Annotated in this window: 10 protein-coding genes and 1 tRNA gene; 2 read left to right on the top strand and 9 right to left on the bottom strand. The window is 59.6% G+C overall.

The window, feature by feature from the left end; translation table 11 throughout:
* Positions 1-19 precede the first annotated feature (19 nt).
* Positions 20-922: a LysR substrate-binding domain-containing protein gene (locus LOY52_RS22450; RefSeq protein WP_258676010.1), complete on the top strand. Its 903-nt coding sequence runs from the start codon at positions 20-22 to the stop codon at positions 920-922.
* Here the strand turns inward: LOY52_RS22450 and LOY52_RS22445 are convergent.
* Positions 915-2,972, bottom strand: a complete 2,058-nt coding sequence (locus tag LOY52_RS22445) for a methyl-accepting chemotaxis protein (protein WP_258676009.1) — start codon at positions 2,970-2,972, stop codon at positions 915-917. The two genes, LOY52_RS22450 and LOY52_RS22445, sit on opposite strands and share 8 nt — an antisense overlap.
* A 425-nt stretch (positions 2,973-3,397) precedes the next feature.
* Here LOY52_RS22445 and LOY52_RS22440 point away from each other — a divergent pair, with 425 nt between their 5' ends.
* On the top strand, positions 3,398-4,615 hold the full coding sequence (locus tag LOY52_RS22440; RefSeq protein ID WP_258676008.1) for an MFS transporter: 1,218 nt from the start codon (positions 3,398-3,400) through the stop codon (positions 4,613-4,615).
* A gap of 183 nt (positions 4,616-4,798) precedes the next feature.
* On the opposite strand, the gene ychF is transcribed toward LOY52_RS22440, so the two are convergent.
* The 8 genes from ychF to LOY52_RS22400 form a co-directional block, all read right to left on the bottom strand.
* Positions 4,799-5,899, bottom strand: a complete 1,101-nt coding sequence (gene ychF, locus LOY52_RS22435; protein ID WP_103306068.1) for a redox-regulated ATPase YchF — start codon at positions 5,897-5,899, stop codon at positions 4,799-4,801.
* A gap of 22 nt (positions 5,900-5,921) precedes the next feature.
* Entirely contained in the window at positions 5,922-6,506 is a 585-nt protein-coding gene (gene pth, locus LOY52_RS22430; RefSeq protein WP_003228164.1) for an aminoacyl-tRNA hydrolase, read from the bottom strand.
* Positions 6,507-6,675: 169 nt separating this feature from the next.
* Entirely contained in the window at positions 6,676-7,278 is a 603-nt protein-coding gene (locus LOY52_RS22425) for a 50S ribosomal protein L25/general stress protein Ctc (RefSeq protein WP_007967646.1), read from the bottom strand.
* Positions 7,279-7,419: 141 nt separating this feature from the next.
* Positions 7,420-8,361 (bottom strand): ribose-phosphate pyrophosphokinase, encoded by a 942-nt coding sequence (locus tag LOY52_RS22420; RefSeq protein ID WP_003171603.1) that lies wholly within the window; start codon positions 8,359-8,361, stop codon positions 7,420-7,422.
* 45 nt (positions 8,362-8,406) lie between these two features.
* Positions 8,407-8,481: transfer RNA gene (locus LOY52_RS22415), tRNA-Gln, on the bottom strand.
* A gap of 37 nt (positions 8,482-8,518) precedes the next feature.
* Positions 8,519-9,370: a 4-(cytidine 5'-diphospho)-2-C-methyl-D-erythritol kinase gene (gene ispE / locus LOY52_RS22410; protein ID WP_007967648.1), complete on the bottom strand. Its 852-nt coding sequence runs from the start codon at positions 9,368-9,370 to the stop codon at positions 8,519-8,521.
* Positions 9,371-9,373: 3 nt separating this feature from the next.
* Positions 9,374-9,991: a lipoprotein insertase outer membrane protein LolB gene (lolB, locus tag LOY52_RS22405; protein WP_258676007.1), complete on the bottom strand. Its 618-nt coding sequence runs from the start codon at positions 9,989-9,991 to the stop codon at positions 9,374-9,376.
* A gap of 3 nt (positions 9,992-9,994) precedes the next feature.
* Positions 9,995-11,719 carry a tetratricopeptide repeat protein gene (locus LOY52_RS22400; RefSeq protein ID WP_258676006.1) on the bottom strand — a complete coding sequence of 575 codons (1,725 nt, stop codon included), beginning with the start codon at positions 11,717-11,719 and terminating at the stop codon, positions 9,995-9,997.
* Positions 11,720-11,957: the final 238 nt, after the last annotated feature.

Genomic DNA, 11,957 nt, shown 5'->3' with positions numbered 1-11,957 from the left:
GCCAAAGGTGCCAGGAATCATGCCCGACCACCGTTTGCCGCCGCTCAACGCGGTGCGTGCGTTTGATGCCGCCGCGCGTCTGGGCAGCTATGTCGAGGCCTCGAAAGCCCTGCACGTGACCCAGCCGGCGATTGGTCGGCATGTGAAGCTGCTGGAAGAGTGGCTGGGTATTCAGCTGTTCGAACGCACCTCGCGCGGGGTCAACCTGACAGCGGCGGGGGAGAAGTACCACCGCAAGATCGCCGCCGCCCTGCAGTTGATCATCGAGGCCGGCAAAGAGGCGCAGCCCAAGGATGCCGAGCGCTGGTTGCGGATCATGGTGGTGCCGGGGTTTGCCAAGCGCTGGCTGATGCCGCGCATCGAAGCGATGCGCCATTTGCGGCCGGGTTTGAAGTTCGCCATCGAACCGAACTCGACCTTCACCGAAGTCGACGGCAAGAGCGCCGATCTGGGCATCGTCTACGGCCTCGACGGGCAATACGCCGACTCCCGTGAAGCGCTGATCTGCCCGCGCGTGTTTCCGATCTGCACCCCGCAATACCTCGCCAGCATCGGGCCTGTGGCCGGCCCGGCCGATCTGGTTCGGCATGAGCTGATCCACGTCGATGACGGCGAATGGTGGAACCTGTGGTTCGCCGCCCACGAGCTGGATATTCACCTCAATTCCGACATGCTCTACGTCAACAACGATCACGCACTGTCGGTGGCCGAGAGCGGGCAGGGCATCGCTCTGGCCAATGAAGTGCTGGTTCGCGAGGAACTCAAGTCCGGCAAACTGGTGCGCGCGGTAGACGCGCAGGTGAAGCTGGAAAGCTATCGGATCCTCACGCCGTCCGCCGAACTGTCGGCGGATGCGGCGTGGTTTATTCAGTGGCTGAAGACCGAGCTGGAAGCGGACTTCCCCGAAGCGCGGATCAATTGAGGCGGAAGCGAGCGGTGTTATCGCTCAGGGCTTTGCTGCCCTGGCTCAAGGTGTCCGCCGCCACATTCACTGCGCGGGCGCCTTCCAGCAAGCGCACGGCGGCCTGATCGACCTGCTGGATATTGCCGCTGACCTCATCGGCGGTGCTCGCCTGTTCTTCCACTGCCGTGGCGATCTGCGCCAGGGTGTCGGTGACACTTTGTACGGCGCTGGCGATTTCGCCGAGACGTTCACCGAGACCGGTCACGGCTGCGGCATCCGATTGCGCCTGGCCGCAGGCGGCTTCCATCAGGCTCACCGCCTCGTTGACTGTGGCGCGCAGGCTGTCGACCGTGCCGGCAATCTGCGCAGTCGATGACTGAGTGCGCTGCGACAGGCTGCGCACTTCATCGGCGACCACGGCAAACCCGCGTCCCTGTTCGCCGGCGCGTGCCGCCTCGATCGCAGCGTTGAGCGCCAGCAGGTTGGTCTGCTCGGCGACGCCACGAATGGTGTCGACCACCAATTGAATCTGCTGGCCCTGCTCACTGACTCGACCGAGTGCCGCTGCGGTTTCGTTCAGGCGTTGGTTGAGTTGCTGAATGCTCGCCGTGGTGCGCTGGCTGTCGCGACTGCTGTCGGCGGCGATGCGCCGCGTGTGCTGAGCGCTGCCGGACGCCTGTTCGCAACTCTGCGCCACACCTTGCGAAGTGGCGGCCAGTTGCGTGGCAGCGGCGGCGATCTGGCTGATCTGCAACTGCTGCGCTTCGACTTCGCTCAGCGCGCCGCTGGAGTGATCGTTGAGGCTGCGCACCGCGTGGCTCAGTTGCGAGGTTTCGTGATCGACCCCGAGCATGCTCGCGCGCAGTTGCACCACGGCGACGTTGAGCGCGGTGCTGATCGCCGCCAGCTCATCGCGGCCCACCACCGGCACTTGCAGACTGAGATTGCCGTCACGCAGGGCTTCGGCCAGCAGAGTAATGCCGCTGGCGCTGCGGCGGATCGAAGCTTGCAGGCAGACGAACAGATACAGCGCCGCCAGCAGCAGGCAACCGAACACGGCGGCGACCACGATGAACTTGCGAATCGCCGAAGCGTGGTAGGCGTCCAGGCGCTGGTCCAGCGACAGCAGCGATTGCTGGCGCAACGACGCAAGATCGCTCAGCAGGGCGTCGAGGCTGCGTTCGAAGTCTTCGGGTTTGAGGGTAATGCTGCCGCCGAACACGCCGTCATCCAGCACTTTCAGGCCGGCATCGAGGCGTTTGAGACTGTCGTGGTACTGGCCGGCCCAGGTTTGCAGATCGCTAGGCAGGCGCGCTTCGAGCAAGCCTGCCGTTTTGACAAGCTGCTCGCGGGCGTCGCCGATGCGGCCACGCAGATCGCGTAGCTGCAAGCGACTTTGCAGGGTGAATTGTCCCGAGACCACCGAAGCCTGGCCGACCGCCCCCAGGCGACCCACGCGCTCGATCAGATCCGGCGCATGCTGGGTGGAGATCTGCGTCAGCAGATAGGTTTCCAGCCATGGCGCCAGCGTCAGGCGGTTGTCCATGACGATTTGCTCGCGCAAGCCTTGCAGGGCGCTGAGGGCGTTGGTGAAACGATCGTAACCGTCCGGCCACCAGCCGACGCTGCTCAGGCTTTTCGAATCCAGACCACCGAGCGCGGTTTGCAGGGCTTGATAGCGGGCGAGGGTTTCGCCTTCGGCGCCGTCATTTTTCAGCGCGTTGCCCAAGTCCGTGGTGGCTTGCACAACAGCGGGCTGGACCTTGTCGAACGCTGCCATGGCGGCGAGGGTGGCCGGGGTTGGCTGGCGATTGGTTTCGGTGGCACGCCAACGGGCGGCGCGGTCACGCTGGGCGGCGAGCAGGTTGTCCAGCGCATCGAGGCTGAGCAATTGGCGCACCCCGGCGCGTTCGCCGGAAATCAGATTGAGCTTGTCGCGATAGTCCTGGCCGATCATCAACAGGCTGCCGGCCAACGGCAGAATAAACAGCAGAAACAACAGCTGGAATTTACGCGCGAATCCAAACCGCCCCAGCAATTTGATCCCCGGTGACAAGAAAGCCTGCATGCCTCATGACTCCTCTGGACACCACGCACCAATGGCGTGCATCGCGGTCGTGCGACCTGGATGTCGTGCCCTGCTAAAAGGCCTCGAAAGTTCACTCTCGCCCGCTCTGTAGGCCGGCTCTGTAGCGAAACTTCCCATTCTCGGCTGCCTTTGTAAGGCCACCGCGTTCGAGGGGAGAAGCAAGGCAAGATTCAGACCATGGCGTTGCGCTATCACCCTTTCCCCTGTAGGAGCTGCCGAAGGCTGCGATCTTTTGATTTTGTTTTTAAGGAGCAAGATCAAAAGATCGCAGCCTTCGGCAGCTCCTACAGGACTAGGGCGTTCGGTTGGTTAGTTAGCTGGCTAAGGGGATGGCGCTGGCGCACCGAAAAATGGCACATTGACGCACCTGCCTGCGTGCACCCATCTGCTGTACGGAAACTTTCATGGCTATCAGCAACGCTCAGACCGCCGCTGCCTCGGCGTCCGCTCCCCCCCAAAGCAGCCCGTTGGTGATGCGTATCATCGGCGCGGTGGCGCTGGCGCATTTGATCAACGACCTGATTCAGTCGGTGCTGCCGTCGATCTATCCGATGCTCAAGGCCAACTATGGCTTGAGCTTCACCCAGGTCGGCCTGATCACGCTGACCTTCCAATTGACTGCGTCGCTGTTGCAGCCGTGGGTCGGTTATCACACTGATCGCCATCCGAAACCGTGGCTGTTGCCGGCGGGTTCGATCTGCACGCTGATTGGCATCGTGATGATGTCGGTGGTCGGCAGTTTTCCATTGATTCTGCTGGCGGCGGCGCTGATCGGTATCGGCTCCTCGACTTTCCACCCCGAAGCTTCGCGGATCGCGCGGCTGGCCTCGGGCGGACGCTTTGGTCTGGCCCAATCGACCTTTCAGGTCGGCGGTAACGCCGGTTCCGCGTTCGGCCCGTTACTGGCAGCGGCGATCATCATTCCGTTCGGTCAGGGCAACGTGGCGTGGTTCGGTCTGTTCGCGGTGTTTGCGCTGTTCGTGCTGTATCGCATCAGCCGCTGGTACGCCCATCACCTCAATCTGTTCAAGCTCAAGGCCGGCCAGGCGGCGACTCACGGATTGTCGAAGGGCAGGGTGATCAGTGCGCTGGTGGTGTTGGGGCTGTTGGTGTTTTCCAAGTATTTCTATATGGCGAGCCTCACCAGCTATTTCACCTTTTACCTGATCGAGAAATTCGACCTGTCGGTGGCCAGTTCGCAGCTGCATCTGTTCCTGTTTCTCGGTGCGGTGGCGGCGGGGACGTTTTTTGGCGGGCCGATTGGCGACAAGATCGGGCGTAAGGCGGTGATCTGGTTTTCGATCCTTGGTGTGGCGCCGTTCACCTTGCTGATGCCCCACGTCGATCTGTTCTGGACCACTGTCCTCAGCGTGGTGATCGGCTTCATTCTCGCCTCGGCGTTCTCGGCGATCGTGGTTTACGCGCAGGAACTGGTACCGGGTAACGTCGGGATGATTGCCGGGGTGTTCTTTGGCTTGATGTTTGGTTTCGGCGGGATCGGTGCGGCGTTGCTGGGGCATCTGGCGGATGTGCACGGCATTGAATACGTGTATTTTCTGTGTTCGTTTTTGCCGTTGTTTGGCGTGCTGGCGATCTTCCTGCCGCGCACCAAAAAGGCCTGACCCCACACTATTTCCAACTGTGGGAGCGAGCCTGCTCGCGAATGCGGTATGGCATTCACAGAGATGTGACTGACACTCCCTCTTCGCGAGCAGGCTCGCTCCCACAGGGGAAATATGTTCAGCAGTAAATTTCAGGCACAAAAAAGCCGCGTATCAAACGCGGCTTTTTCTTGGGCGTAACGCTTAGACGTTGAAGCGGAAGTGCATCACGTCGCCGTCTTTGACGATGTAGTCCTTGCCTTCCAGACGCCATTTACCGGCTTCCTTGGTACCGGCTTCACCCTTGTACTGGATGAAGTCGTTGTAGGCGATGACTTCGGCGCGGATGAAGCCTTTTTCGAAGTCGGTGTGGATCACGCCGGCAGCTTGTGGTGCGGTGGCACCGACTTTGACGGTCCAGGCGCGGACTTCTTCGACACCGGCGGTGAAGTAGGTCTGCAGGTGCAGCATTTCGTAGCCGGCGCGGATCACGCGATTCAGGCCAGGCTCTTCCAGGCCCAGGGCCTCGAGGAACATGTCTTTCTCTTCGCCGTCGTCGAGCTCGGCGATTTCCGCTTCGATCTTGTTGCAGACCGGGACGACCATGGCACCTTCTTCTTCGGCGATGGCCTTGACCACGTCCAGGTGCGGGTTGTTCTCGAAACCGTCTTCAGCGACGTTGGCGATGTACATGACCGGTTTGGTGGTCAGCAGGTGGAAGCCCTTGATCACCGCTTTTTCGTCAGCGCTCATGTTCTTCATCAGGCTGCGCGCAGGCTTGGCTTCGGTGAAGTGCGCGATCAGTTGCTCCAGCAGAGCTTTCTGAACGACTGCGTCCTTGTCACCGCCCTTGGCGTTACGCGCGACTTTCTGCAGTTGCTTCTCGCAGCTGTCGAGGTCGGCGAAGATCAGTTCCAGGTCGATGATTTCGATGTCGCGCTTCGGGTCGACGCTGTTGGAAACGTGGATCACGTTGTCGTCTTCGAAGCAGCGCACCACGTGAGCGATGGCGTCGGTTTCGCGGATGTTGGCCAGGAACTTGTTGCCCAGACCTTCACCTTTCGAGGCGCCGGCCACCAGGCCTGCGATGTCGACGAATTCCATGGTGGTCGGCAGGATGCGCTTTGGATTGACGATGGCCGCCAGGGCTTCCAGACGTGGATCCGGCATCGGCACGATGCCGCTGTTCGGCTCGATGGTGCAGAAGGGGAAGTTCTCGGCCGCGATCCCGGATTTGGTCAGGGCGTTGAACAGGGTGGACTTGCCGACGTTAGGCAGGCCGACGATGCCGCAATTGAATCCCATGGTGTTTCCCCTCGGATTAGAGTCAGGCCTTCTGGCTGTGCAGGTTTTTCATCGCGCGGTTCCATTCACCGGCGAGGATATCCGGCAGCACGCCGAGGGCAAAGTCGATGCTGGCATCGAGTTTTTCCTGTTCGGCGCGTGGCGCACGACCCAGGACGAAATTTGAAACCATACTGGCGACGCCCGGGTGGCCGATGCCAAGCCGCAGGCGGTAGAAAGTATTCTGATTGCCCAGTTGCGCGATGATGTCGCGCAACCCGTTGTGACCGCCATGGCCGCCGCCCTGCTTGAGCTTGGCGACGCCCGGAGGCAGGTCGAGTTCGTCGTGCGCCACCAGGATTTCTTCAGGCTTGATGCGGAAGAAACCGGCGAGTGCCGCCACGGCCTGGCCGCTGCGGTTCATGTAGGTGGTGGGAATCAGCAGACGAACATCCTGACCCTGATGCGAGTAGCGCCCGGTCAGGCCGAAATATTTGCGATCGGCCACAAGGTTCACACCTTGCGCGGCGGCGATACGCTCAACAAAAAGGGCCCCTGCGTTATGCCGGGTCTGTTCGTATTCAGCGCCTGGATTACCCAGGCCAACGATCAGTTTGATGGCAGTCACGATAGGGGCCCTTCCTTGGAGTGGTGGTTAACATCGCCGCGATCAGTGAAGGCGGCGAAAGTGGACGAAAATTGCTCATTTACCATGAATGTAAACTCCGCGTTCCCGCCCGCTTTCTCGCTACGTTCCAGTCCGCGATGTTTCACTCACTCCGACGAACAGAGTGAAATTACTCTGCTGCGCCTTCTTCGGTAGCTTCTGGAGCAACACGTGGAGCGTGGACGTTGGCTACTGCCTTGTCATCGCCGTGTGCCAGAGCAACGAACTCGACACCTTTAGGAGCTTTGAGGTCCGACAGGTGAACGATGGTGCCGATTTCAGCGTTAGCCAGGTCGACTTCGATGAACTCAGGCAGGTCTTTTGGCAGGCAGGAAACTTCGATCTCGGCAACAACGTGCGAGATTTCGCCGCCTTTCTTCACTGGAGCAGCTTCGTTGATGAAGTGCACAGGAACGATAGCGGTCAGTTTCTGGCCAGCTACAACGCGTACGAAGTCAGCGTGCATCACGTGGCCTTTGGCCGGGTGACGTTGCAGAGCTTTGATGACGACGTTTTGTTTCTTGCCACCAACGTTCAGCTCGATGATGTGGCTGTAAGCCGCTTCGTTTTCGAGCAGTTTGGCAACTTCTTTGGCCAGCATGCTGATGGATTCAGGGGCTTTGTCGCCACCGTAAACAACAGCTGGAACCAGAGCGGCGAGACGACGCAGGCGGCGGCTCGCACCTTTCCCCAGGTCGGAACGCACTTCAGCATTCAGAGTAAAATCGTTCATTTTGTATCTCCAAAATAGCCATGACCGAGTGGCGTTTGCGACCAGCGCCAAACACGGTATGGGCAAAAAAGCCCCGCCCCGACAGGTATGCCGGGGCGGGGCGCTTTTCGTCAACGAGACATTTCGAGAAGGGCAGGGCCCTTAACGGAACATCGCGCTGATCGATTCTTCATTGCTGATGCGGCGAACCGCTTCGGCAACAACCGGTGCGATATCCAGTTGACGGATACGTGCACAGGCTTGTGCTGCAGCGGACAGCGGGATGGTGTTAGTCACCACCAGCTCGTCCAGCACGGAATTTTCGATATTCTCGATGGCCCGGCCCGACAGCACAGGGTGTGTGCAGTAGGCAAAGACCTTGGCTGCGCCATGCTCTTTCAGGGCCTTGGCCGCGTGGCACAGAGTGCCGGCGGTATCGACCATGTCATCGACCAGAATGCAGGTACGCCCTTCGACATCACCGATGATATGCATCACTTCAGAGTGATTGGCTTTCTCACGGCGTTTGTCGATGATCCCGAGATCAACACCCAGGGATTTGGCAACAGCCCGTGCACGCACGACGCCACCAATGTCCGGGGACACGATCATCAGGTTTTCGAAGCGCTGATCTTCAATGTCATCCACCAGAACCGGGGAGCCGTAGATGTTATCTACCGGAATATCGAAGAAACCCTGAATCTGGTCAGCATGCAGATCAACCGTGAGAACACGGTCGATGCCGACTACGGTAAGCATGTCAGCAACGACTTTCGCGCTGATAGCCACACGTGCGGAACGCGGACGGCGATCCTGACGGGCATAACCAAAATAAGGAATAACAGCAGTAATACGAGTAGCTGAGGAGCGGCGGAAGGCATCAGCCATCACTACCAGTTCCATCAGGTTATCGTTGGTCGGAGCGCAAGTCGGCTGAATAATGAAAACGTCTTTACCGCGAACGTTTTCATTGATCTCGGCAGTAATTTCGCCGTCGGAGAATTTGCCGACAGAGATGTCACCGAGAGGGATATGCAGCTGACGTACAACACGCCGAGCCAGATCGGGGTTAGCGTTCCCCGTAAAGACCATCATCTTGGACACGCGCAGTACCTAGAGGCTGAGGGTAACCTGGATGAGTATAGAAAATGGCAGGGGCGGCTGGATTCGAACCAACGCATGGCAGGATCAAAACCTGCTGCCTTACCGCTTGGCGACGCCCCTGTATCTGTTGCTTCAAGTGCCTGGCACTTGATTCCTTTTAGAGCAGACTTTGCAGCTTGCGATGCAACATCGAAACGTTGCTTCCTTTCGCTACAAACCCTGTAAGGGTCTCTGTCAGAAGGGCCGAGACTTTATCAGCTTCAGCTTTGCTTGGGAAGCCCCCAAACACACAACTTCCAGTTCCGGTGAGTTTTGCTTCGGTAAATTTACCTAACAAATCCAATGCGTTACGTACCTCTGGATAACGCCTTGCAACCACCGGCAAGCAGTCATTTCGACTGTTTCCCTCGGGAACGGGGCGCACTTTAATGGGCGGCGTGTTACGTGTCAACAAAGGATCGGAAAAAATTTCTGCCGTACTTACAGAGACTTGCGGCACGAGCACCAGATACCACGGTTCTTCGGGGTCGACCGGGGTCAGTTTCTCGCCCACACCCTCGGCAAATGCCGCATGACCCCGGACGAAAACCGGTACGTCAGCGCCGAGCGAAAGGCCCAGTGCAGCGAGGCGATCTTCATCCCAGCCCAGTTGCCACAAGTGATTGAGGCCGAGCAGGGTGGTCGCCGCGTTGGAGCTGCCGCCACCGATGCCGCCGCCCATGGGCAGAACTTTATCAATCCAGATATCGATACCGAGCGAACAGCCGGATTGTTGCTGCAGCATTTTCGCCGCGCGCACGATCAGGTTGCTGTCGTGGGGCACGCCCGCGAACTCGGTGTGCAGCTGAATCACACCGTCATCGCGCACGGCGAAGGTGATTTCGTCGCCGTAATCGACAAACTGAAACAGCGTCTGCAGTTCGTGGTAACCGTCTGCACGGCGCCCGAGAATATGCAGCATCAGGTTGAGCTTGGCCGGCGAGGGCAGCGTCAGACGTGGAGCGGTCATGCGTTATTGCCCCAATTTACGCGGTTGCCAGGTCTTGATCACCAGCGTTACGTCCAGATCGGTGCCATGCAGTTTGATCCGCTCGGGCAGCCAGTAACCGTTTTGCTCGGCGTAGCTGAGGTACTCGACCTTCCAGCCGTCCTGTTCCAGATTGGCCAGGCGACTGTCGTTATCGAGGGTCAGACGGCTTTTGCTGCTGGGGGCCGGCAGGCCACGGACCCACCAGGCCAGATTCGACACCGGCAACTTCCAGCCGAGTTGCTCTTCGAGCAGCGCTTCCGGCGACTCGGAGTCATAGCGGCCCTGATTGGCGACTTCCAGCGAGACCTTGCCCGGACGCCCGGTCAGACGTGCCGCGCCACGACCCAGCGGGCCGGACAGGCGAATGTCGTAGTAGTCCTGGCGTTGCAGCCAGAACAGCGTGCCGCTGCCGGAGTCTTTCGGCGCGCGAATGCCGATCTTGCCGTCGATCTGCCAGCCGTCGAGGCCGGTCAGCTGTTGTTTGTTCGCGGCCCACTGAGCCGGACTGCCGTGGCCGTCGACCGATTCGCGAGCGCCGAAACCCGCGCAACCGGCGAGCAGGGCGATGAAGCTGAAAACAATAACGTGGCGCAAAAACATGAGTTAAAGAGTCTCGGATCCGGTCAGGCGCTTGATGGTGCTGCGCAGGATGGTGCTGTCGGGCTGATCTTTGAGGTACTTGCCCCAGACCTGTTTGGCCTCGCGCTGATTGCCCTTGACCCACAGAACTTCGCCCAGGTGCGCGGCGACTTCGTGGTCCGGGAAACGCTCGAGCGCCTGACGCAGATATTTCTCGGCGTCGTCCAGATTGCCCATGCGGAAATTTACCCAGCCGAGGCTGTCGAGTACCGCCGGGTCTTCCGGATTGATCTGGTGTGCCTGTTCGATCAGGGCTTTGGCTTCAGCGTAGCGGGTGGTGCGATCGGACAGGGTGTAGCCCAGCGCATTGAGCGCCATGGCGTTGTCCGGGTCGCGCTTGATGATCAGGCGCAGGTCTTTTTCCATCTGTGCCAGATCATTGCGTTTTTCCGCGAGCATGGCCCGGGTGTAGAGCAGATTCAGATCGTCCGGGTATTGCTGCAAGGCTTTATCCAGCGTTTTCCAGGCCTTGTCGTCCTGTTTGTTGGCCGACAGGGTTTCGGATTCGATCAGATACAGCTGGATCGCGTAATCCGGCTGGGCATCGCGTTCGGCGGCGAGTTTGCTCTGGGCTTCGGCGGTCTTGCCGTTGTTCATCAGAATATCGGCCTGACGCAGTTGCGCCGGCAGATAGTCGTTGCCCGGGCCGACCTGCGCGTATTCGATCAACGCGCCTTGCGGGTCATTGCGTTCTTCAGCGATGCGCCCCAGGTTCAGGTGCGCCGAATCAACATGACTTTCACGAGCGATCAGGTCTTCCAGATAACCCTTGGCCTCGTCCCAGGCCTTGGCTTCCAGGCACACCAGCGCCAGCGAGTAACGCAGTTCATCGTCTTCGGGGTATTGCTGAACCAGGGTGGAGAACTCGACCTTGGCGTCGTCCATCCGGTCCTGTTCGACCAGCGTGCGCGCATAGGTCAGGCGCAGGCGCTTGTCGTCCGGGTATTTCTTGATGCTTTTCTGCAACAGCGGCAGGGCTTCGTCGCCACGATTCATGGTTTGCAGCAGACGCGCGCGCAGCAGGATCGGCGCAATCTCGCCTTCTTCCGGCGGGTTGTCTTCGAGCAGGGTCAGTGCGGCTTTATTGTCGCCGTCCTGTTGCAGCAGCAGGGCCTTGCCGAATATCAGCTGGCTGTTCTTCGGGTGGCGCTGCAGCAGACGGTCGAAACTTTTCATCAGGCCGTTGCGGGTTTCCTGATCGGTATCGGCCGCCGACAGGGCGAGGAAGTCGAAATGGGTGTCACCCTTGCCCTGCAGGACTTTCTCCATATAGACCATGGAGTCGTCGTAACGCCCCGCGCGGGCCAGTTGCACGGCGGCGGCACGTTGCGCTTCGAGGTCGTCCGGAGCGTTTTTTGCCCAGATCAGTGCGGTATCCAGCGCAGGCTGGTCGGCGCCGAGGTATTCGGCGATGCGGAACGCGCGCTCGGAAACCCCCGGATCCTGGGTGTTGATCGCCTGGGTCACGTAGTTGTCCAAGGCAATGTCGAACCGATTGCGCTGGCCGGCGAGTTCGGCGCTCAGCAGGCTGAAAACGGTTTCTTCGCTGAACGAGCTGTAAACCTTGGGTTTTTCAGGCTTGGACGCGGTGTCTTCGACCGGCGGGGTACCATCCGGCGAAACGGGGGCCATGGCCTGGCAGCCGCTGAGGAAGACAAAAGCAAGGAGCAACGCGGAAGATCTATTCATATAGGAAGAGGACGACTAACCTGCGGTCGGATCATCATGACACAAGCCTTCGGTCAAACATAACCGCTCAGGCAATTTACGCTGATCCCTGTAGGAGCTGCCGCAGGCTGCGATCTTTTGATTCTGGTTTTTACCGATCAAAAGCAAGATCAAAAGATCGCAGCCTGCGGCAGCTCCTACAGGGGGTGTGTGTACATGAACGAGAATGGATCGCAGCACGATGTGGATACAATAAGGG

It is taken from the genome of Pseudomonas sp. B21-051 (assembly GCF_024748795.1).
In the GTDB taxonomy this organism is placed as follows: Bacteria; Pseudomonadota; Gammaproteobacteria; order Pseudomonadales; family Pseudomonadaceae; genus Aquipseudomonas; species Aquipseudomonas putida_A.
The sequence above is the reverse complement of the archived record's forward strand: the minus strand, read 5'-3'. Positions and strand labels throughout refer to the sequence as shown.